The sequence below is a fragment of the Streptomyces katrae genome, from assembly GCF_002028425.1.
Classification (GTDB): domain Bacteria; phylum Actinomycetota; class Actinomycetes; order Streptomycetales; family Streptomycetaceae; genus Streptomyces; species Streptomyces katrae_A.
Map to the genome: position 1 here is coordinate 2308137 of NZ_CP020042.1, position 22376 is coordinate 2330512.

The following is a 22376-nucleotide window of genomic DNA, read 5'->3' on the forward strand; positions in this document are numbered from 1 at the left end:
TTCTCGGGGGGAGCCAGGCTCTGGCTGGAGGGCCTGGGCGGACTGCGCAACGCCGTCCGCCAGGAACTCGTCGGCCGGCAGGTCGAGGAACAGATCACCCAGCGCTTCCCCGTCGGGCAGCGGCTGCGTGTCCTCGACGTCGGCATGGGCCAGGGCACCCAGGCGCTGCGCCTCGCCCGCGCCGGGCACATGGTCACCGGCCTGGAACAGGACGCCGCCATGCTGGCGGTCGCCCACGCCGCGCTGGCCGCCGAACCGGCGGGGATCCGCGACCGGGTCGAACTGATCGAGGGAGACGGCCGGGAGACCGGCGCGCACTTCGGGCCGGGCAGCTTCGACGTGGTGCTGTGCCACGGAGTACTGATGTACGTGTCCGAGCCCGACGCCATGCTCGCCGGGCTGGCCCGGATGCTGGCCCCGGGCGGACTGCTGTCCCTGCTGGTGCGCAACGGCGACGCGCTCGCCCTGCGGCCGGGGCTGTCCGGGGACTGGTCGGGGGCGCTGGACGCCTTCGACACCGTCGACTACACGAACCGGCTGGGCCTGCAGGTACGGGCCGACCGGCTGGCCGACCTGACGGCCACCCTCTCGGGGATCGGCGCGCCGCTGCACACCTGGTACGGGGTGCGCGTCTTCACCGACGGGACCGAGGCCGCGGCGGAGCTCCCGCCCGAGGAGGAGCTGGAGCGGCTGCTGGCCGCCGAGGAACGGGCCGGGCGCACCGATCCCTACCGGTCGGTGGCGGCGCTGCTGCACCTGTGCGGGGTCCGGGGATAGTCCCCCGGGACCCCGCGACGGGCGGCGCCGAAGGAGAGGAAACCCCCGGGTCCGCCCCGGGGGTTTCGTGCGCTCAGGCCTCCGCGGCGGCGCTGAGGCTCATCTCGTAGATCTTCGTGTCGTCCTCGAACAGCGTGACCCGTTCCGCGCCGCCGTCCAGGAGCTCCTTCCAGACCTCGCCGATCCAGGACTCCGCGTCCCCCTGCGTGGTGAACTCCTCCGGTTCCACCGCCGGGCTGGTCTCGCTGCCGTCGGCCGCCTCGAACCGCCACGTCCACACCATGTCCGCCTCCGTTGCTCGTCCGCTACTCGCCTTGAGTGTGCCCGCAGAGTAACCGGGCGCGCACCACTACCGGCGAAGCGAGAAGATCTCCGTGTGGAACTCACTCTCCTCGGCACCGGTACCCCCGAAGGACTGCCCCGCCCCGGCTGTCCCTGCGCGGTCTGCGCGGTCTCCGTCGGCACCCGGTCCCGCGCCGCGACCTCCGTCCTCGTCGACGGCGCGCTGCTCCTCGACCTCACCCCCGGCGCGGTGCTCGCCGGGGCCCGCGCCGGGCATTCGCTGGCCGGCGTGCGGCAGGTGCTGCTGACCCACCCGCACGACGGGCCGGCCGTCGAGCTGCCGCCCGGGCTGCCCGCCGCCGGGCGGGTCCCCGACGGGCGGGAGCTCGCCGTGATCAGCGGGCACCGGGTGCGGGCCGTGCCGATGGACTCCCCCGGCACCGGGTACGAGGTCACCGGCCCCGACGGGGCCCGGCTGCTGTACCTGCCGCCCGGCGGGGCACCGGCCGGCACCGAGGGGGTGCCCGCCCGGCACCCGTACGACGTGGTCCTCGCCGACGTGCTCGGCCGGCCCGAGGCCCTGGCCCGGCTGCGCTCCACCGGCGCCGTCGGCCCCGCCACCGACGTGATCGCCGTCCACCTCGACCACGACACCCCTCCCGGCGCGGAGCTGGAACGCCGCTGCGCCGCCGCCGGGGCCCGCGCCGTCCCCGACGGCACCACGGTGACCACGGGCGAGTACCACGCCGTGCCGGACGTCCCGCGCCGCACCCTGGTGCTGGGCGGCGCCCGCTCCGGCAAGTCCGTCGAGGCGGAACGCCGCCTGGAGGCCTTCCCCGAGGTGACCTACGTCGCCACCGGCGGCACCCGCGACGGCGACGCGGAATGGGCGCAGCGCGTCGGCCTCCACCGCGAGCGCCGGCCCGCCCACTGGCGGACCGCCGAGACCTGCGACCTGGTGCCGCTGCTGGAGCTGCCCGGGGCGCCCCTGCTGATCGACTGCCTCGCGCTGTGGCTCACCGACGCCATGGACCGGGCCGGGGCCTGGGACGACGCCGTGTGGGCGGCGGACGGGCACAAGCGACTGCGCGCCCGCACCGCGGAACTCGTGGCGGCCGTCCGCGCCACCCGCCGCACGGTGGTGCTCGTGAGCAACGAGGTGGGTTCCGGGGTGGTCCCGGCGACCGCCTCGGGGCGGCGGTTCCGCGACGAGCTGGGCCGCCTCAACAACGCGGTGGCGGGCGAGTGCGAACACGTCCTCCTCGTGGTCGCCGGGCAGGCCCTCGTCCTCAAGGAGCCCCCGTCGTGACGGATCGACGGCCACCCCCCGGAGGAGGGTCCGGGCGGCTGTAATCTCTGGCAGATGACCACGCTGAATCTCGACGACTTCTCCGATCTGATCGAACGCCCCGACGGGGGCGTCCGGCGTGACGCCGAGGAGCGTCGTGGGCGCCTCGCCCCGCCGCCCGGCGCCCTGGGCCGGCTCGACGAGCTCGCCGAGTGGCTGGCCGCCGCGCAGGGCCGGGTACCGGTCAAGCCCATCGAGCGGCCCCGCGTGGTCCTGTTCGCCGCCGACCACGGCATCGCCGCCGCCGGGGTCTCCGCCCGGCCCGCGGGCAGCGCCCACGAACTGGTGCGGGCGGTCCTCGACGGGACCAGCCCGGTCTCGATCCTCGCCGGACGCTTCGGAGCCGGCATCCGCGTCGTCGACGCCGGCCTGGACTGCGACCCCGCCCTGCTGCCCGAGGACGTCGTCCGCCACCGCGTACGCCGCGGCAGCGGGCGCATCGACGTCGAGGACGCGCTCACGGCGGAGGAGGCCGAGGCAGCGCTGAAGCTCGGCATCAAGATCGCCGACGAGGAAGCCGACTCCGGGACCGACCTGGTCGTCCTCGGCGACCTCAGCGTGGGCGGCACCACCGTCGCCGCCACCCTCGTCGCCGCCCTGTGCGGCACCGACGCCTCGGTGGTCACCGGCCGCGGCGGCCTGCCCATCGACGACCTGGCCTGGATGCGCAAGTGCGCCGCCATCCGCGACTCGCTGCGCCGCGCCCGCCCGGTGCTCGGCGACCAGACGGCGCTCCTGGCGGCGGTCGGCGGCGCGGACGTCGCCGCCCTCACCGGCTTCCTGCTCCAGTGCGCGGTGCGCCGTACGCCCGTCATCCTCGACGGGGTCGTCTCGGCCGCCTGCGGGCTGGTCGCCCAGCGGGCCGCCTTCCGCGCCCCCGACTGGTGGCTGGCGGGACAGAGCAGCGGGGAGCCCGGCCAGGCCAAGGCACTTGACCGGATGGCGCTCAACCCGGTGCTCGACCACGGCGTCACAGTGGGAGAGGGAACCGGAGCCCTGCTGGCGCTCCCCCTGGTCCAGGCGGCCGCCGCGCTCGCCGCGGAGCTCCCCGAGACCGCGTCCGGGGAGCCGCCGGCGGACCAGAAGACGGACTGAAAGCACCGGGCACCACGGGCCTGACCAGTCCGCAGTGCTCGTACGGCCTGCGGACCGGTGACGCCCATATCATCGCGTTTCATGGGAGAGGTCCGCTTGACCAGCGTAGAAACCGACCGGAACAGCCTCGATCAGGCTTCCGGCAAGGGTTTGGACAACAAGAAGCAGAAAGAGAGGGAGCAGGGAAGGGAACAAGGAGGGGACACCTCCGCGAAACCCGAGACCCGCAGGGGGAGCCCGGCCTCGCGGCGCGGCGCCGCCTTCGCCGTCTGGTACCTCCGGGCCGTCACTTTCGTCAACTTCCTGAGCGCGGTGTGGCTCTCGCTCGGGCAGGACCTGCGCCGGCACAACACCGCCGACTTCTACACCCCGTACCTGCTGACGGCCGGCTTCGCCTCCGGGCTGTTCTCGCTGCTGCTCGCGGTCACCATGGGCCGCCGCAAGCGGGCCGCCTGGATCCTGAACCTCGTGGTCAGCGGCCTGCTGCTGCTGGCGTTCGCGATCGCCGCCTTCGCCCCGTGCACCGGCGGCGAGTTCAGCCTGTGCTACCCGGAGTTCCGCGAGCACGCCCAGAACTGGGTCTCGCTCGCCCTGACCGCCGCCTTCGTCGGCGCCCTCCTGGTGGGCCGCCACGAGTTCTACGCCAAGGGCGACCGCTCCAACCCCAAGCTGGCCACCGCCGTCGCCGCCGTCGGCCTGCTGCTCACCTCACTCGTCGCCGCCCTCCTCGTCGGCGCGACCAACACCGACCCCGACCGGGCCGACGCCACGTTCCTGGCCCGCTGGCGCTACGGCGTGATGCGGCTGATCACCCTGGCGCCCGACGACAAGGCGTACCAGTCGATCACCACCCCCGCCTGGGTGGACGTGTTCATCAACGTCATGTCGATGCTGCTGCTGCTCGCCGTGCTGTTCGCGGCCTTCCGCTCCCGCCGCGCCGTCGACCCGCTCACCCCCGAGGACGAGGAGAAGCTGCGCGCCCTCCTGGCCAAGCAGGGCGACCGCGACTCCCTCGGCTACTTCGCGCTGCGCCGCGAGAAGTCCGTCATCTGGTCCCCCACCGGCAAGGCCGCCGTCACCTACCGCGTCGTCGGCGGGGTCTCGCTGGCCTCCGGCGACCCCATCGGCGACCCCGAGGCCTGGCCCGGCGCCATCGAGCCCTGGCTGGCCGAGGCCCGCGAGCACGGCTGGGTGCCCGCCGTGATGGGCGCCTCCGAGGAAGCCGGACAGATCTACGCCCGGCACGGGCTCGACGCCCTGGAACTCGGCGACGAGGCCATCGTCGAAACCGCCGAGTTCACGCTGGAGGGCCGCGCCATGCGCACCGTCCGGCAGGCCTACAACCGGGTCAAGCGCGCCGGCTACACCGTCCGCATCCGCCGCCACGCCGACATCCCGGCCGAGGAGATGGCCGTCCTGCTCCAGCGCGCCGACGACTGGCGCGACGGCGCGACCGAGCGCGGCTTCTCCATGGCCCTGGGCCGCCTCGGCGACCCGGACGACGGCCAGTGCGTGATGCTGGAGTGCACCGACGGCAACGGCGACCTGCGCGCCGTGCTGTCCTTCGTGCCGTGGGGCCCCAAGGGCCTGTCGCTGGACCTGATGCGCCGTGACCGGGACTCCGAGAACGGCCTGATGGAGTTCATGGTCATCGAACTCCTGGAACGCTCGAAGGAGATCGGCGTCACACAGGTCTCACTGAACTTCGCCATGTTCCGTTCCGTCTTCGAGCGGGGGTCCAAGCTCGGCGCGGGACCGGTGCTGCGCATGTGGCGTTCGCTGCTGAGCTTCTTCTCCCGCTGGTGGCAGATCGAGTCCCTCTACCGGGCCAACGCCAAATACCGTCCGATCTGGGAGCCGCGGTTCATGCTCTTCGAGAAGAGTTCCGACCTGCTGCGCATCGGAATCGCGGCGGGCCGGGCCGAGGGCTTCCTGGAGGCGCCCGGCCTGCCGAAGTGGCTGCACCGCAGACATCTGGAGACGATTCGTTGACGTCGTGGACGACGGCCTCACCGCGGCGGTTCGCCCGCCGCGAGTGGGGCCCCCTGTTCTGGACCCTCAGGGGCGCACTCGTCCGCGACAAGTGGCGCGCCGTCCCGATGACCCTCGGGGCGGTCTGCCTCACCTCGGTCTTCCAGATCGTCCAGAACACGTCCTGGGGCTTCCAGCCCGTCCAGAACCTCGGGTCCGTCAAGGCCGTCGACCCCCTGTGGCTCGCGCTGCTGCGCACGCCGCTCTCCCTCTTCGTCCCCGCCCTCGACCTTCCCGTGTGGGGGGCGCTCGCGCAGATCCTGCTGGTGTTCGGGATCGCCGAGATCTGCATCGGCTGGTGGCGCACCCTGCTGATCGGCTACATCGCCACCCTCGCCGGCACCACCTACGCCCGCATCGGGCTCTCGCTGGGCCCCGACCACCCCCTCGGCCTGCCGGTGACCGACCGCGTGGTCAACGACACCGGCCCGTCGGCGGCGGTGGTGGGCCTGGCCCTCTACGTCTGCTGGCGCTACCGGGCCTACCTCACCGGCACGCTGGTGATCCTCGTGATGATCGGGGAGGTGCTCGTCAAGGACAACCTGGCGGGCAAGGAACACCTCGCGGCCATCGCCGCCGTCATGGCGGTGTGCGTGGTCCGCGCGAAGTGGGGGCCGCCCCGGTCCCGGGCACCGCTGGGGGTACGGGCCCCGGCGGCGCCCGGGGGGCCGGGGTCGGGCGGGGGTGGGTGAGGGGGTGGTGGGTGAGGGCCGCGGGTGTTGCCTGCCGTGAGTACCGCCTCCCTCCACCGCCGACCCCGCCGGGAGCACCGGCGCCCGTCGGGTTCGGTGGTGCCACCCGGGGCCGTACGGGCCGCCCGGGGCCGCCCGGGGCCGTACGGGCCGCGGGCGTGAGCCCGTACCGTATCCGGGTGACGACCACAGACCTCGGGCCCGGGCCCTTCCCCACCGGGCGGCAGTGGATGCGGGCCCATCCGCTCGCCACCGACGCCGTGCTGGCGCTCGGGGCGCTGGTCTCCATGGTCCTCGGGTCCTTCGTCGACCCGCACGGCCCGCTCGGGCCCGCCTTCCGCACCCGCGCCCCCGAACCCGTCTCGCTGCTGCTGATGCTGTTCGGTGCGGCCGCCCTCGTCTTCCGCCGCCGCAGCCCGCGCACCGTGCTTGCCGTCACCTGCGGGCTGTCGCTGGTCGAGCTGGCCACCGGTGAGCCGCGGGCGCCCGTCGCGATGAGCGCCGTGATCGCCCTCTACACGGTGGCCGCGCGCACCGACCGTCCCACCACCTGGCGGACCGGCCTGCTGACGATGGCGGGCCTGACCGGCGTGGCCATGCTGGCCGGACCGCTGCCCTGGTACGCGCAGGAGAACATCGGCATCTTCGCCTGGACCGGCATGGCCGCGGCCGCCGGCGACGCGGTACGCAGCCGCCGGGCCTTCGTGGACGCCATCCGGGAACGGGCCGAACGCGCCGAGCGGACCCGCGAGGAGGAGGCCCGGCGCCGGGTCGCGGAGGAACGGCTGCGCATCGCCCGGGACCTGCACGACGTGGTGGCCCACCACATCGCCCTGGTCAACGTGCAGGCGGGCGTGGCGGCGCACGTCATGGACAAGCGGCCCGACCAGGCCAAGGAGGCCCTGGCCCACGTACGGGACGCGAGCCGGTCCGCCCTGAACGAGCTCCGGGCGACGGTGGGCCTGCTGCGGCAGTCCGGCGACCCGGAGGCCCCGACGGAGCCGGCGCCCGGGCTGGCCGTACTGGACGAGCTCCTCGACACCTTCCGGCACGCCGGCCTGCCGGTCGAGGCCACCGTCCAACTGGGGGCGGGGGCGGGGGCGGAGGCGCAACCGCTGCCGGCGGCGGTGGACCTGGCGGCGTACCGGGTGATCCAGGAGGCCCTGACCAACGTCCGCAAGCACGCGGGCCCGGGCGCACAAGCCCAGGTCAGCGTGGTCCGGGTGGGCGCCTCGGTGGAGGTGACCGTCCTGGACGACGGCGGCGACTCCGCCGACTCCTCCCCGGGCGACCCGGGAGGCGGCCACGGCCTCCTGGGCATGCGCGAACGCGCGGCCGCCCTGGGCGGCTCCTGCTTCACGGGCCCCCGCTACGGGGGCGGATACCGGGTCCACGCGATCCTGCCGGCCTGAGCCCGGGCCCGCCATCGCCCCCTCGAGGCGTAGGAGCCGGGCGGTGCCTGCCCACCCGCCTCGCGGCGGTACCCGACCGTGCCAGAACCAGACAGCGGACCGGCACCCAGGAGGTCGGAGCCACACTCGGCGGTCTCAGGGATGGGTTGGGGCTTTCCCGTCAGTCTCATCGTCCTTCCGCGTCGGGCCGGTCAGTCAAGAGCGCTCCTTCGTCGCGTCGCTACGCGATGTCGCTGCGCTCCACTCTTGACAGCCCGTCCCGCCACGGAAAAACGAAGACTGCCGGGAAACCCCCAAAGGAACGGGACGGACGTTCATAGGACATCCGGCGGACTCAGCGACCCTCCGGGGTCGTCGGGGGCCGCCACGCCAAGCATCCGGGCCGACGAGTCAGTTCATCGGGGCCGCGATCCGCGACAGATCGCTACGCGCTCCTCTCATCTCAGCGTCCGGCGACCGTCTGGGGTCGCTGTCCGCAGGAAAGGACGACAGGATCGTCATCCGGGGCCGGTGGGCGCATCAAATCGCTACGCGCTCCTGCCTTTTCGGCGTCCGGCGACCGCCTGGGGTCGCTGCCCGCACCAAAGGGCGACGGAATTGGCATCTGGAGCCGCCAGGCGCGTCAGATCGCTACGCGCTTCTCTCTTTTCGGCGTCCGGCGGCCGCCTGGGGCTGATACCTGCACCAAACGACGAACAGAGCAGCATCCGGGCTTGTGGGCGCGTCAGATCGCTACGCGCTGCCGAGATCCCGGCGTCCGACGGCCGTCCGTGGCTGTTGGCGGCATCAAAAGCAGATCCGCAGAGCATCCCGGCCCAAGACGGCCGTCAACCGCCGAGATTTGAGGAGCGCGTAGCGATCTGACGCGCCTGAGGTCGCCTGATGGCCTTCTCATCAGCATTGCGTGCAGGCAGCAACCCTAGACGGCCGCCGGACGCCGAAAAGAGGGCAGCGCGTAGCGATTTGTCGCGCCCCCCGGCCCCGGATGCCGAATCCGTCGGCTTTTGGTGCGGGCAGCGGCCCCAGGCGGTCGGCGGACGCTGAGACGAGAGGAGCGCGTAGCGATCTGTCGCGAATCGCGGCCCCGTTTGACTCTCCTGTCGGCCCGAATGCTTGGCGAGGCGGCCCCCGACGACCCCGAAGGGTCGCTGATACGGCCGTATGTCCAATGAACATCCGTCCCGTTCCTTTGGGGGTTCCCGGCAGTCTTCGGCATTTCGTGGCGGGTCGTGCTGTCAAGGGTCGCCGTAGGCGATCGCGCAGCGACGCGACGAAGGAGCGCCCTTGACAGGGCGGCCCGACGCGGAAGGACGATGGGACTGACGGGAAGCCCCCAACCTTCTCTGAGACCGGTCGGGGAGGTCCCGCCCCTCCCCCACCCCGGTCCACTGCGCCAGTGCCGCTCGGCGGGGTCTCGTCCCCGCCCCGCCCCCGGGGCCGGCTCAGCAGGGCTTTCGCCAGGGGCCCAGTTCGTATTCCTTTTCCATCGAGCTCAGTTTCAGTTCGCGTGAACGGTCGCAGAACTCGTCCGTCGGGACTTCGTATTCGACGTGGAAGACCGCCTTGTTCGCCTTGATGAAGGGGGTCAGGCGGTCGCATTCCTCGTACTGGGCGCACTGTTCGTTGACCGCGAAGTCGAAGTCAGCGAGGAGTTGCGGGATTTGGTCCAGGTCGTTCTTCAAGCCGACTGCCATGCCCCGGTCGTGGGCCAGGCGGGCGATCAGGCGGTTGTAGGCCAGCTGGTGGTCCGCCGTCAGGGGGAAGCCCGTCTTGTTCTTGTAGCCGTCCATGTTGTCCGGTTCGACCGCGTCGAAGCCCTTCTCCCGGCACATGTCGAAGCGTTTGGCCATCAGGGGTTCCAAGGCGGACGTCTGGCGGATGTCCAGCCAGCGTTCGCCCTTCCAGCCGTTGCCCTCCCCCAGCAGGGGCTTGGGGAAGGCGTCGGCGTCGGAGCGGAAGTCCTCCCAGGCGCCCGTGGAGACGTAGCAGATGGTCCTGCGGCCGACCGCCTTCAGCTCCGCCACCTGTTCCTTCGTCGTGTTGAACCCGTCCACGTCGTACACCGGCACCTTCACCGAGGTGTCCAGCTTCCCCGAGAGCTGCCACTGCCAGGCCGTCCCCGGCCGGGGCTGCCAGCGCTCCCCCGGTGCCTGGGAGGGGCCGGGCTCCGGGGTCTCCCCGTCGGCATCCCCGTCGTCAGGGCCCGCCGTGCAGGCGGCGGTGAGGAGCAGCAGGCCCGCCACCGCGGGGGCGGTGAAACGCTTCATCCAGCGGTCTCCAAGGCGTACGGGAGGCTCCCCCACGGGTGGGCGCCGGTGCCGGGGACGGCGCAGTGGACCCCCGCGTGCCGTTCGGCGGCCAGTTCGGCGGTCGGGGCGTTCGGCGGGACGGCGTAGACCAGGTGGCAGAAGCGGTCGGCCGGGTGGTCGGCGGTCCAGGGGGGCGGGGTGGCGGAGCCGTCGCGGTAGGCGTCCCAGGGGCCCTCGAAGGTGACGAGGAGGTCGGCGAGGGCGGCGTAGCCGGGGTGCGGGTGGACTCCGTGGTTGAGGACGAGGGTGCGGGCCCCGGCCGCGCGGGCGGCGATGGTGAGGCGGCCGTAGTGGGGCAGCAGTTCCGGGCCGGAGGCGGCCTGGTCGAGGAAGGCGCCGTCGGCGGCGTACCAGTCGCGGTGGCGCAGCAGGTCCTGGACGACGTCGGCGTGGGGCCGGCGTCCGTAGTCGGTGTCGGTGTAGCCGAGGACGGGCACGCCGGCGTCCCTCAGCCGGGCGGCGACGGCGGCGAAGCGCTCGTCGGGGGCCTCGCCCGGTCCGCTGGCGGGGTTGAGGACGACGGAGTGCAGCCGGCGGGCGGAGGCGATGAGCCGTTCCCACACCTCGGGCCGGTCGGCGGGATGCTCGTAGAGCGGGACCAGGAGCATGGAGCCCTTCTCGGGATGCGAGGGGTGGGAGGGGTAGGAGAGGTGGGAGGGGTAGGAGAGGTGCCAGGAGTGCGAGGCGTGCGGGGTCATCGGTGGGCGGTCGCGCGGCCGAGGAGGAGGCAGACCAGGACGGACAGTACGCCCGCCGCGGCTCCGGCCACCCCCAGCTGGACCAGCCGGGGCTGTCCGGTCCCGGTCAGCAGGGCCAGGCTCTGGGCGGCGGCCGCGGCGGCGCAGACCACGGCGGCGGGGCGGACGGCGCCGAAGGACTGCAGGAGCAGGCCGGTCCACATCACGGCGCCGAGCAGCAGCAGGGTGGCGACGCGGTCCCAGGTCAGGCCCGGGGCCTGCGGCCACAGCAGGGTTCCGGCGGTGCCCAGCAGGAGCAGCACCGCCAGGTAGGCGGCGAGGCAGCGGGCCAGGGTCGTGAGCATCCGCCGCCGGAACGCCCGGGGTGAGCGGGCCGCGCGCAGCCCGGCCAGGCTGCCGCTGCGGAAGCGGTGCAGCAGCCATTCGGCGGGCCCCATGCTGAGGGTGAGGGCCACCGCCGAAGGGGCCGCGACGGCCTCGGCGGGGCCGCCGGTGAGCACCTCCCCCAGGGCGGCGTACAGCACGAGCAGGCCGGTCCCCAGGCCGAACACCCCGTAGGGCACCGAGTCCCCGATGCGGGGCCCGCGCCGGGTGTGGTCCTCCTCGGCGCCGCGCAGCATCCGCCAGCGCACGGCGCCCCCCTCGCCCGGGTGGCGCCGCGTCCAGTGCAGGATCCTGCGCACCGCGGCCCGTGCCCCCTCGGCGAGCGGGAGCTCCCGCAGGGCCAGGGCGCACGCGGCCGTCAGGGAGACCAGCAGCAGGGCCACCCGCAGCGGCACGGGAGGGTCGGCGAACAGCGCGAGTACCGATCCGGCGGCCATGGGGCCGAGGGCGGCGAGCAGCAGCCGTTCCCTGCGCAGGACGAGCAGGACGGTGGCGGCCCCGACGTACAGGGCCTGTCCGGCGGCGAAGGCGTAGGAGAACGGGGGCCCGCCCGGTACGGCGAAGGCGGCGGCGGTGCCGAGCAGGGCGCCGGCCGGGGCGCCGACGAGGAGGGTGCGTCCGGCGGCGGCGCGGTCGCCGAGGCCGAGCCAGGTGTAGGCGCGGTGGGACAGGGTCTGGTCCCAGACCCAGCCGATGAGGGCGCCGGCGAGCAGGGTGAGGGTGCCGGCGGGCAGGCCGAGCCGGTCGGGCGGGCCTTCGAGGAGGGGTTCGCCGAGGAGGTAGGCCAGGCCGGGCAGGGCGAAGATCAGTCCGCGCAGCAGGCAGGCGGTGAGGGAGACCCGCCAGGGGTCGGGGAGGGCCTCGGGCTCGGGGAAGGAGCGGGGGACGCGGGCGTAGAGCTCCTCGGCGAGGGTGAAGGAGTCGGGGCGGCCGTAGGTGAGGCGGATGTACTCGTCGGTCAGGCCGTCGGATTCGAGTACGGCGGCGATCTCGTCGGGGTGGACGGCGGAGGCGACGAACGCGTCGAGGCGCCCGGCGAGCTCGTCCATGGGGTCGGCGGCGCCCGCCCCCGCTCCGGCGCGGCCGGGGCGGGGGAGGACGGGCAGGGTGTCCGTGGTGCCCGCCGCGGCGCCGGGGCGCGGGCGGCGGGCGGAGGCCGCGTGGCCGACGTGGACCCAGGAGCCTTCCGGGCCGGGCGGCTTGAGCCAGAGGGATCCGCTCACCACAGGCTCCCGTCGGCCGCGAGTTCCTTGTACCAGGGGTCGGCGAGGTGCTGGTCCCACTGGCCGCCGGGGTGGACGGGCAGGACGGGGCGGCCCGCACGCCTTTGCTCGTCGAGGCCGCGGTAGATGTGGCGGAAGCCGTCCACGGACCGGTGGAGGGTGAACTTCTCGACGACCCGTTTGCGGGCCATGCGGCCGAGTTCGGCGCGGCGTTCGTCGTCACGGAGCAGGGCGAGCGTGGCGCGGGCCATGGTTTCGGGTTCGCGGGGCGGGACGACCAGGCCGGTGTCGGCGACGGCTTCGCGGACGCCGCCGACGTCGGTGGAGACGGTGGTGCGGCCGCAGGACATGGCTTCGATGATGCTGAAGGGGAAGCCTTCGCTGATGCTGGAGAGCATGACGACGCTGCCGGCGGCGTAGGCCCTGGCGACTTCGGCGATCCGGCCCTCCCAGGCGATGCCGTCGGCGACGCCGAGTTCGGCGGCGAGCTTCTCCAGGCGGAGCTTGTACTCCTCGCAGCCGGCCGGGACCGGGCCGAAGAGGCGCAGCCGCAGGGCGGGCAGTTCCCCGCGCATGAACGCGTAGGCACGGATGAGGGTTTCGAGGTCCTTGATCGGGTCGATGCGGCCGCACCAGCTGAGGGTGGGCACCTCGGGTTCGGGGCCGGCCTCGGGGAAGACGTGCGGGTCGACGCCGTTGTAGACGGTGCGGATGCGTTCTGCGTCGGCTCCTCCGCGTTCCTCCCAGCGGCGGTTGTACTGGTTGCAGGGGGTGATGAGGTCGGCCTGGCGGTAGCCCTCGGTGTTCAGCTCCCGGTAGAAGCCGAGCATCAGGGCCTTGACCGGCCAGCGCTGGGCGGCGGTGCGGTAGCCGAGGTAGCGCTCGCGCAGGTAGATGCCGTGTTCGGTGAGGAGGAAGGGGACCTCGTCGAGGTGTTTGGCGGCGAGGGCGGGGAGGGTGGCGAGGCCGCTGCTGACGGCGTGGGCGACGCTGTCGGGCGGGATCCGCACGGCGAGCGGGCGCAGGGCGTGTTCGAGCAGGTCGGTGGCGGTGAGCGCGTCGTGGACGGTGGGGTCGGCGGCGGCGGTGGCCAGGCCGGGGCGGGTCCACACGTCCATCAGCAGGCGCAGGACGGCTTCGGAGCGCAGGGCCGGGGCGAGGCGGCCGGCGCGGGCGAGGCGGGCCAGTTCGGCCAGGGCTTCGGAGAATCCCCCAGCTACCGCTGGGGTGTGCCCCCTGCCGTGCTCGGGGTGGATCAGGGAGAGCAGGAAGGTTTCGTAGACCTCGGTGAAGCGGCGGTGGGCCTTGCCGCGGAGGGTGGTGCGGCGGGCTTTGGGGGGCGGCGGGCCCCACAGCGGGACGGCGGTGTGCCGGTAGACGTTGCGCGGCAGCTCCCAGGTGACCGGCTCGCGTCCGGAGCCGGTCAGGGCTATGACGTTGAAGTCGACCTCCGGCATGCCGCGTACCAGTTGGTCGCACCAGGTGCTGACGCCCCCGTGGACGTGCGGATAGGTGCCTTCGGTGAGCATGGTGACATGACGCCCATGGCTCATGTGCTGAGTCCCCCCAGGACTGAAAAGGGGCCGGCGCCCGTGGTGGGCGGACGCCGGCGCTGGGTACTGCCGGGTGGAGCAGGTGGCTCGGAGCAGACGGCTCGGAGCAGACGGCTCAGAGCGGGCGGCTCAGAGCAGGTGGAGGGTGACCGCCGACTGGAGCAGGTCGGGGCCCGTCCAGGTGGAGCGGGTACCGGCGTAGGCGGTGCCGAAGTCGGCGGTGCCGAGCAGGAGCTGCTTCTTGGTGCCGTTGGGCGCGGTGACGGGGGCGAGGATGCCGGAGGGCGCCTTGACGGTGACGTCCTTGCCGATGCGGTAGGCGGTGACCTGGCCCGCGTCGAGGGCCTTGTTCCAGGCGGCGCGGCGCTGGAGCTCGGTGCCCGTGGCCTTCATGCTCTGGTTGACGATGGGCGCGCTGGGTGCGTAGAGGGAGCGGTAGGTGTCGAGGACCTGGTTGAGCACCGGGTAGAGGGTGCGGTCCTCGGCGAGGTTGGACTGGTGGACGTAGTGCGGCTTCGGGTCGTTGGCCAGGACGTGGCGCAGGGCGGTCTTCGCCTCGGTCGGGACGATGTAGTCCAGGTAGCCGGTGCCGGCGTCGAGCGGGGCCGGCAGGCAGGTGGAGGTGCCCGGGTTGTCCTCGCAGAGGCCGCTGCCGCCGTCGGCGCGGCTGGTGTAGATCCAGTTGTACTCGTCGGCCATCTCCGCGTTGGTGCCCGTGTTGTAGTACACGTTCATCGGGTAGCGGGGGACGGTGAGGGCGGCGCCGACGGCCCGCTGGTCGGGTTCGCGGGAGTTGTCGCTGCCGGCCCACTTCACGCCGTTGTCGGCGAGGGCGCCGGCCAGGTTGGGGTTGTCCTGGGGCTGCTGCGGGAGCGTCTTGAGACCGGAGTGCTCGCCGGTGACGAGCTCGGTGCGGTCGGTGGTGAGGCCCTTGGAGGCGGCCCAGTTGTTGTTGTCGCGGATCTGCGCCGAGATGTCGGCCCGGCTCATCCAGTTGGTCTGGCCCTGGGCGTTCTTCGTGCAGGTCCAGGGGACGACGCTGACGTCCTGGGTGCAGCCGAGGAAGAGGTGGGTGTAGGTGTGGTTCATCCAGCGGTACTTGGCCTTGTCGGCCAGGAGCTGGGCGGTCAGGGCGTCGGTGCCGCCGTTCTCCGTCTTCCATTCCTCGCCGGCGCCCGCGTTGAAGAGCAGGTCCAGCTTGAAGTCCTTGGAGGCCTGCCACTGCGCCAGGTACTGGGCGTCGGCGGCGGTCATCCGGATCGTGGACTCCTTGCCCTCGCCGCCCGCGCAGGCGTAGTCGCCGGGCGTGCAGTTGAGGGCCTTGTCCCAGCGGGCGTCCGGGGCGAAGACGTCGTCGACGTGGACGGCGAAGTAGTTGCGCTCCTGGCCCAGGTGGACGCCCTGGGTGAGCCACTCGACGATGCCGTGGGCCAGCAGCCGGAACTGCTGCTGGTACTGGTTGTAGCCGAAGGTGACGACCAGTTCGCTGCGTCCGTCGTGGGCGTACTCGCCGACGAGCGAGCCCCGGCCGGAGCCGACGGGGGCGTCGACGTAGCTGGTGTAGCCGGCCATCGGCTTGGCGATGAACCCGTAGCTCTCCGGAATCAGGGAAGAGTTGTCCTCGAAGGTCACTTGACCGCCGAGGTAGCCGAAGGGGCCCGCCTTGCCGGCGGTGGTGACGGCGGCCTGCGTGCCGTCGAGGGTGCCTGTGTAGCCGCCGTTGTCGGTGTATTCCAGGCCGACCTCGGGGTGGGCCCAGGTGTAGGCGTCCACCTGGCGGATCCCGTACGTCGTCTCGTACGCGGCGAGCGCGGCCATCTCGGCGGAGCCGGTGCCGAAGGGGTTCTCGTTCGGCAGGACCACGCCCTGGTACTTGGCGCGCGGCCGGCCGCTGACGGTGTCGCTGAGGAACGCGGCGTCGATCGTCGGGCGGCCGGCGCTGCCCAGGTCGATCCGCGTGAACGGGACCCCGGTGTCCCGGAGCTCCGCCGTGATCGCACCGACCGAGCTGCCGCCGTCGTCGACGACCAGCACCTTCAGGTCGATCCGCGGTGCCACGGTCGCCGCGTGGGCGGTCGTGGCGGGTACGGCAACCGACATCAGCGCCGCTACGCCCATGGCTGCCGCGGCCCTGTTCATCCGGTTCTTGTTGACCATTTCGGCCTTTCCCCCCGCAGGCGTCCCTTGGCGCGGCCCATGGCGGACGGCCGGGCCGGGGAGGCTCTGTGGAAATCATGCAAAAGGACCCCGCGTCCTCTTGCGAGAGTGGCTCGATCCTCTCGGACCTCGTCAGGTGTAGGCGGCAAACCTGGAGCAGAGTCCACAGATGGGTGAACCTGACGGCCCTGCGGTCGAACAACTTGACAAACCTTCGAGTGACGTACGGATGACGGGCTGCGCGTAGGCTCGTTTCCGGCGGCCGTCGGGCCCGAATACGATCGCTGCGGAGCGGCCGGCGACCCCGACGCGACAGAAGCGCCCACATAACACAAACGGAAGCGAGACTTCACCACCGTGACTGCTCTGACTCTCAGCACTGCCGGCGCGGCGACGCTGCGCGCCGACGCCCTCGTGGTCGGCGTGGCGAAGGGCCCGAAGGGGCTCGTCGTGGCCGCCGGCGCGGAGGCCGTGGACACGGCGTTCGACGGAAAGCTCGCCGCCGTGCTCGACGCGCTCGGCGCTTCCGGCGCCGAAGGCGAGATCACGAAGCTGCCCTCTCCGGCCGGCCTCAAGGCCCCGGTCGTGCTGGCGGTCGGCCTGGGCTCCGCGCCCGAGCAGGACGAGTCCTTCGACGAGGAGGCCCTGCGCCGCGCCGCCGGCTCCGCCGCCCGCGCCCTGCACGGCTCGAAGAAGGCCGCCTTCGCCCTCCCCCTGGAGGACGCCTCCGCCGTCACCGCCGTGGCCGAGGGCGCGCTGCTGGGCGCGTACGCCTTCACCACCTACCAGGGCGGCGAGAAGAAGACCGGCAAGGCCGAGAAGAACGGCGGCCCGAAGCAGCCGCTGGCCGAGGTGGCCCTGCTCGGCGCCAAGCCGCGCGACAAGGAGCACAAGGCGGCCGCCGAGCGCGCGACCGTCGTCGCCGCCGAGGTCAACGTCGCCCGCGACCTGATCAACACCCCGCCGAACGACCTCACCCCCGCCGCCTTCGCCGCGATCGCCGCGGCGACCGCGAAGGAGCTCGGCCTCAAGGCCCAGGTCCTCGACGAGAAGGCGCTGGTCAAGGGCGGCTACGGCGGCATCATGGGCGTCGGCAAGGGCTCCGAGAACCCGCCGCGCCTGGTGAAGATCGCCTACACCCACCCCGAGGCGGAGAAGCACCTCGCCTTCGTCGGCAAGGGCATCACGTACGACTCGGGCGGCATCTCCCTGAAGCCGGCCGGTCACAACGAGACCATGAAGTGCGACATGTCGGGTGCCGCCGCCGTGTTCTCCTCGGTCGTCGCCGCCGCCAAGCTGGGCCTGAAGGTCAACGTCACCGGCTGGCTCGCCCTCGCCGAGAACATGCCGTCCGGCTCCGCCACCCGCCCCGGTGACGTCCTGCGCATGTACAGCGGCAAGACCGTCGAGGTCCTGAACACGGACGCCGAGGGCCGCCTGGTCCTGGGCGACGCGCTGACGAAGGCCTCCGAGGAGAACCCGGACGCGATCGTCGACGTGGCCACCCTGACCGGCGCCATGGTGCTGGCCCTGGGCGACCGCACCTTCGGCATCATGGCCAACGACGACGCCTTCCGCACCTCGATCCACGAGATCGCCGAGGAGGTCGGCGAGGCCTCCTGGCCGATGCCGCTCCCCGAGGACCTGCGCAAGACCATGGACTCCCCGACGGCCGACATCGCCAACATGGGCGTCCGCATGGGCGGCGGCCTGGTGGCCGGCCTCTTCCTCCAGGAGTTCGTCGGCGAGGGCATCACCTGGGCCCACCTCGACATCGCGGGCCCCGCCTTCCACGAGGGCGCCCCGTACGGCTACACCCCGAAGGGCGGCACCGGCTCCGCCGTCCGCACCCTGGTGCGCCTGGCCGAGCGCACCGCCACCGGCGACCTGGGCTGACCCGCCCCCTGCGCCACCCGCCCGCGGGCGCGTTCCACCTGGTGGGACGCGTCCCGTGACGGGCGCCACGCCCCGGGACCGAGACCTCGACCCCGGGGCGTGTTCGCTCTGGAAGAAATCTTGAGGATCGGTAGGTTTCTACGCCCGGGTAACCCGGACTTCGGGCGGAACGACGGTCCACACCCGGGGCCCGGCGTCCCGCGTTCCCCCGACAAATGCGAAGATGGGTTCTCGGCAGGACAGGGCCCCCACCACAGGGCCGAAGAAACAAGCGGCCGATTACCAGCCGCCGCCCGGTCACAGAGGACCGGTGCCCGGCGCACATGCATGGAGGACGTGACGTGGCGAACGACGCCAGCACCGTTTTCGACCTAGTGATCCTCGGCGGTGGCAGTGGCGGCTACGCCGCGGCGCTCCGCGCATCCCAGCTGGGTCTCGACGTTGCGCTGATCGAGAAGAACAAGCTCGGCGGCACCTGCCTGCACAACGGCTGCATCCCCACGAAGGCTCTGCTGCACGCCGGTGAGGTCGCCGACCAGGCGCGCGAAGCCGGACAGTTCGGTGTCAAGGCCTCTTTCGAGGGCATCGACATCGCCGGTGTGCACAAGTACAAGGACGAGGTCATCGCCGGCCTGTACAAGGGTCTGCAGGGTCTGGTCGCCTCCCGCAAGGTGACCTACATCGAGGGTGAGGGCCGCCTCTCCTCCCCGACTTCCGTCGACGTCAACGGCCAGCGCGTCCAGGGCCGCCACGTCCTGCTGGCGACCGGCTCCGTGCCGAAGTCCCTGCCCGGCCTGGACATCGACGGCAACCGCATCATCTCCTCGGACCACGCGCTGGTCCTGGACCGCGTGCCCCAGTCCGCGATCATCCTGGGCGGCGGCGTCATCGGCGTCGAGTTCGCCTCGGCGTGGAAGTCCTTCGGCACCGACGTCACCGTCATCGAGGGCCTCAAGCACCTCGTCCCGGTCGAGGACGAGAACAGCTCCAAGATCCTGGAGCGCGCCTTCCGCAAGCGCGGCATCAAGTTCAACCTCGGCACCTTCTTCCAGAAGGCCGAGTACACCGAGTCCGGCGTCCGTGTGACCCTCGCCGACGGCAAGACCTTCGAGGCCGAGGTGCTGCTGGTCGCCATCGGCCGCGGCCCGGTCTCGCAGGGCCTGGGCTACGAGGAGCAGGGCGTCGCGATGGACCGCGGCTACGTCCTGGTCGACGAGTACATGCGCACCAACGTGCCGACCATCTCCGCCGTCGGTGACCTCGTCCCGACCCTCCAGCTCGCGCACGTCGGCTTCGCCGAGGGCATCCTGGTCGCGGAGCGCCTGGCCGGTCTGAAGACCGTCCCGATCGACTACGACGGCGTTCCGCGCGTCACGTACTGCCACCCCGAGGTCGCTTCCGTCGGCATCACCGAGGCCAAGGCCAAGGAGATCTACGGTGCGGACAAGGTCGTCGCCCTGAAGTACAACCTGGCGGGCAACGGCAAGAGCAAGATCCTCAAGACCGCGGGCGAGATCAAGCTCGTCCAGGTCAAGGACGGTGCCGTGGTCGGCGTCCACATGGTCGGTGACCGGATGGGCGAGCAGGTCGGCGAAGCCCAGCTGATCTACAACTGGGAGGCCCTGCCGGCCGAGGTCGCGCAGCTCATCCACGCGCACCCGACCCAGAACGAGGCCCTCGGCGAGGCCCACCTGGCCCTGGCCGGCAAGCCGCTTCACGCACACGACTAATCCACAGTCACGGGCGCGACGACCACTTCCGCACTTTCGTTAGGAGCAACAGAAACCATGCCGGTTTCCGTAACCCTTCCGGCGCTCGGTGAGAGCGTCACCGAGGGCACTGTCACCCGTTGGCTGAAGGCCGAGGGCGAGCGCGTCGAGGCCGACGAGCCGCTGCTCGAGGTCTCGACCGACAAGGTCGACACCGAGATCCCCTCCCCCGTCTCCGGCATCCTCGCGTCCATCAAGGTCGCCGAGGACGAGACCGTCGAGGTCGGTGCCGAGCTCGCGATCATCGACGACGGCTCGGGCGCCGCTGCCCCGGCCGCCGCTCCGGCCGCCGAGCCCGCCGCCGCCCCGGCGCCCGTCGCCGAGGCCCCGGCCGCCCCCGCACCGGCCGAGACCCCGGCTGCCCCGGCCCCCGCCGCCGCTCCGGCCGCGTCCGGCACCGATGTCGTGCTCCCCGCCCTGGGCGAGTCCGTCACCGAGGGCACCGTCACCCGCTGGCTGAAGGAGGTCGGCGAGTCCGTCGAGGCCGACGAGCCGCTGCTCGAGGTCTCCACGGACAAGGTCGACACCGAGATCCCCGCGCCGGTTTCCGGCACCCTGCTGGAGATCCTGGTCGCCGAGGACGAGACCGCCGAGGTCGGCGCCCGTCTGGCCGTCATCGGTGTCGCGGGCGCCGCTCCGGCCGCCGCCGCTCCGGCTCCGGCCGCGGCTCCGGCTCCGGCCGCCCCGGCCGCTCCGGCCGCTCCGGTCGCCGCCCCGGCCCCGGTCGCCCCCGCGGCGCCGGTCGCCGCTCCGGCCCCGGTCGCCCCGGCTGCCCCGGTGGCCGCTCCGGCTCCGGTGGCTCCGGCCGCTCCGGCGCCGGTCGCCGCTCCGGCTCCGGTCGCTCCGGCCGCCCCCGCCGCCCCGGCCCCGGCCGGTGACGAGGGCGCCTACGTGACCCCGCTGGTGCGCAAGCTCGCCTCGGAGTCCGGTGTCAACCTGGCGACGGTCACGGGCACCGGTGTCGGTGGCCGTATCCGCAAGCAGGACGTCCTGGCCGCCGCCGAGGCCGCCAAGGCCGCCGCCGCTCCGGCTCCGGCCGCCGCCCCGGCCGCCGCCAAGGCTCCGGCCGCGGTGTCCGAGCTGCGCGGTCAGACGGTCAAGATGACCCGCATGCGCAAGGTCATCGGCGACAACATGATGAAGGCCCTGCACTCGCAGGCGCAGCTCAGCTCCGTGGTCGAGGTGGACATCACCAAGATCATGAAGCTGCGCGAGAAGGCCAAGGCCGGCTTCCTCGCCCGCGAGGGCGTCAAGCTGTCCCCGATGCCGTTCTTCGTCAAGGCCGCTGCCCAGGCGCTGAAGGCCCACGCGGTCGTCAACGCCCGGATCAACGACGACGAGGGCACCATCACCTACTTCGACTCGGAGAACATCGGCATCGCCGTGGACTCCGAGAAGGGCCTGATGACCCCGGTCATCAAGGGTGCCGGTGACCTCAACCTGGCGGGCATCTCCAAGGCGACCGCCGACCTGGCCGCCAAGGTCCGCGGCAACAAGATCACCCCGGACGAGCTGTCCGGCGCGACCTTCACCATCAGCAACACCGGCTCGCGCGGTGCGCTGTTCGACACGGTGATCGTTCCGCCGAACCAGGTCGCGATCCTGGGCATCGGTGCCACGGTCAAGCGCCCGGTGGTCATCGAGACCGAAGAGGGCACCGTCATCGGCGTCCGCGACATGACGTACCTGACCCTGTCCTACGACCACCGCCTGGTGGACGGCGCGGACGCGGCCCGGTACCTCACCGCCGTGAAGGCGATCCTCGAGGCCGGCGAGTTCGAGGTCGAGCTCGGCCTGTAAGGCCCGAGCGCGCAGTGATCTGCCGCTTACGGCGCCCCCGCCCGGATTCGTCCGGGCGGGGGCGCCGTCGTTGTGCCGCCTCGCGCCGCCGTTGTAACGAGCCTCACCCTGCGTCCCTGACCACGAACGCATCGGAGCAGGCCACGGCGGCCTTATTGTCTAGGCATCAGGCCCCGCGTGTCCGCACACACAGGAGTTGAACCCCGATGATCACCCCACCCGTCGTGCACTCGCTGCGCGAGCAGATCCGCGAGCACATCGTGGAGGGGATCGTCAGCGGCCGCTGGAAGCCCGGCGAGCGGATCGTCGAGCGGCGGATCGCGGTCGAGCTGGAGGTCAGCCAGACGCCCGTGCGGGAGGCCCTGCGCGAGCTGGAGACCTTGCGGCTGATCGAGTCGGCGCCGAACAAGGGCGTGCGCGTGCGCAACCTCTCGGCGGCCGACCTGGAGGAGATCTACCCCGTCCGGGCCGGTCTGGAGCAGATCGCGGCCGAACTGGCCGCGCCGCGGCTGGCGGCCGACTGCTCGGCGCTGGAGCCGCACGTGGCGGCCCTGTGGGAGGCCGACCGGGTCCAGGACGGCACGGCGCAGGTGCGGCACACGGTGGGCTTCCACCGGGAGCTGGTGCGGGCGGCCGGGAACAGCGTGCTGCTGCACACCTGGGAGAGCCTGGGGATCGAGGTCTTCACGGCCCTGTCGATCCGGTGGCTGGGAACCGTCCAGAAGTCGTACGCCGAGGAGCACGAGGCGCTCGTCGCGGCCTTCCGCAGCCAGGACCCGGATATCGGGGTGCTGGTGAAGCGGCATGTCCTGGGCTGTGCCCCGCGGAGCGCCTGACCCCGCCGACCCCTCCCTGACCTGCAGTTTTCGGCGATCCTCCAGGGGATCTCCAGCGTTTTGGCGTGTACTGATGAAACCGGCACGGCGTGCCTGTGTTCATGGCACCCGGTG

General features: G+C 72.5%; 16 protein-coding genes. 10 read left to right on the forward strand and 6 right to left on the reverse strand.

All coding sequences use genetic code 11. The annotated features are described in order from the left end of the window. Positions 1-33 precede the first annotated feature (33 nt). A complete protein-coding gene (locus B4U46_RS10515; protein ID WP_107438415.1) occupies positions 34-777 on the forward strand; it encodes a class I SAM-dependent methyltransferase in 744 nt (247 codons plus the stop codon). A gap of 73 nt (positions 778-850) precedes the next feature. Here B4U46_RS10515 and B4U46_RS10520 read toward each other — a convergent pair whose 3' ends face one another. Next, on the reverse strand, positions 851-1060 hold the full coding sequence (locus B4U46_RS10520) for a hypothetical protein (RefSeq protein ID WP_079426317.1): 210 nt from the start codon (positions 1058-1060) through the stop codon (positions 851-853). A gap of 93 nt (positions 1061-1153) precedes the next feature. Between B4U46_RS10520 and B4U46_RS10525 the strand changes: the two genes are divergently transcribed. From B4U46_RS10525 to B4U46_RS10545, 5 genes are all read left to right on the forward strand, one after another. Continuing rightward, positions 1154-2368, forward strand: coding sequence for a bifunctional adenosylcobinamide kinase/adenosylcobinamide-phosphate guanylyltransferase (locus B4U46_RS10525; RefSeq protein ID WP_079426319.1), 1215 nt, complete (start codon positions 1154-1156; stop codon positions 2366-2368). Between the two features lie 54 nt (positions 2369-2422). After that, positions 2423-3502 (forward strand): nicotinate-nucleotide--dimethylbenzimidazole phosphoribosyltransferase, encoded by a 1080-nt coding sequence (gene cobT, locus B4U46_RS10530; RefSeq protein ID WP_107438247.1) that lies wholly within the window; start codon positions 2423-2425, stop codon positions 3500-3502. Positions 3503-3583: 81 nt separating this feature from the next. After that, positions 3584-5494, forward strand: a complete 1911-nt coding sequence (locus B4U46_RS10535) for a phosphatidylglycerol lysyltransferase domain-containing protein (protein WP_100863773.1) — start codon at positions 3584-3586, stop codon at positions 5492-5494. Next, a complete protein-coding gene (locus B4U46_RS38315) occupies positions 5491-6225 on the forward strand; it encodes a hypothetical protein (protein WP_159402081.1) in 735 nt (244 codons plus the stop codon). The genes B4U46_RS10535 and B4U46_RS38315 overlap by 4 nt, the downstream gene beginning before the upstream one ends. 230 nt (positions 6226-6455) lie before the next feature. After that, a complete protein-coding gene (locus B4U46_RS10545; protein WP_079431674.1) occupies positions 6456-7637 on the forward strand; it encodes a sensor histidine kinase in 1182 nt (393 codons plus the stop codon). 1442 nt (positions 7638-9079) lie between these two features. Here B4U46_RS10545 and B4U46_RS10550 read toward each other — a convergent pair. The 5 genes from B4U46_RS10550 to B4U46_RS10570 all read right to left on the reverse strand — a co-directional run bounded on the left by B4U46_RS10550 (position 9080) and on the right by B4U46_RS10570 (position 15961). Next, entirely contained in the window at positions 9080-9904 is an 825-nt protein-coding gene (locus B4U46_RS10550; RefSeq protein WP_079426323.1) for an endo alpha-1,4 polygalactosaminidase, read from the reverse strand. Beyond that, on the reverse strand, positions 9901-10554 hold the full coding sequence (locus B4U46_RS10555; RefSeq protein ID WP_079431675.1) for a spherulation-specific family 4 protein: 654 nt from the start codon (positions 10552-10554) through the stop codon (positions 9901-9903). Before B4U46_RS10555 ends, B4U46_RS10550 begins: the two co-directional genes overlap by 4 nt. Before the next feature lie 86 nt (positions 10555-10640). Next, a complete protein-coding gene (locus B4U46_RS38320) occupies positions 10641-12251 on the reverse strand; it encodes a hypothetical protein (protein WP_159402082.1) in 1611 nt (536 codons plus the stop codon). Then, positions 12248-13804, reverse strand: coding sequence for a GT4 family glycosyltransferase PelF (pelF, locus tag B4U46_RS10565; RefSeq protein WP_079426325.1), 1557 nt, complete (start codon positions 13802-13804; stop codon positions 12248-12250). The genes B4U46_RS38320 and pelF overlap by 4 nt, the downstream gene beginning before the upstream one ends. Before the next feature lie 129 nt (positions 13805-13933). Then, positions 13934-15961, reverse strand: coding sequence for a hypothetical protein (locus B4U46_RS10570; RefSeq protein WP_079426327.1), 2028 nt, complete (start codon positions 15959-15961; stop codon positions 13934-13936). A 357-nt stretch (positions 15962-16318) separates the two neighbouring features. On the opposite strand from B4U46_RS10570, the gene B4U46_RS10575 reads away from it, so the two are divergent. From B4U46_RS10575 to B4U46_RS10590, 4 genes are all read left to right on the forward strand, one after another. After that, positions 16319-17857 carry a leucyl aminopeptidase gene (locus tag B4U46_RS10575; protein WP_079426329.1) on the forward strand — a complete coding sequence of 513 codons (1539 nt, stop codon included), beginning with the start codon at positions 16319-16321 and terminating at the stop codon, positions 17855-17857. A gap of 341 nt (positions 17858-18198) precedes the next feature. Then, entirely contained in the window at positions 18199-19587 is a 1389-nt protein-coding gene (lpdA, locus tag B4U46_RS10580) for a dihydrolipoyl dehydrogenase (RefSeq protein ID WP_079426331.1), read from the forward strand. 57 nt (positions 19588-19644) lie between these two features. Next, a complete protein-coding gene (gene sucB / locus B4U46_RS10585) occupies positions 19645-21426 on the forward strand; it encodes a 2-oxoglutarate dehydrogenase, E2 component, dihydrolipoamide succinyltransferase (RefSeq protein ID WP_079426333.1) in 1782 nt (593 codons plus the stop codon). A 209-nt stretch (positions 21427-21635) separates the two neighbouring features. Then, a complete protein-coding gene (locus B4U46_RS10590) occupies positions 21636-22262 on the forward strand; it encodes a GntR family transcriptional regulator (protein ID WP_045951851.1) in 627 nt (208 codons plus the stop codon). Positions 22263-22376 lie beyond the last annotated feature (114 nt).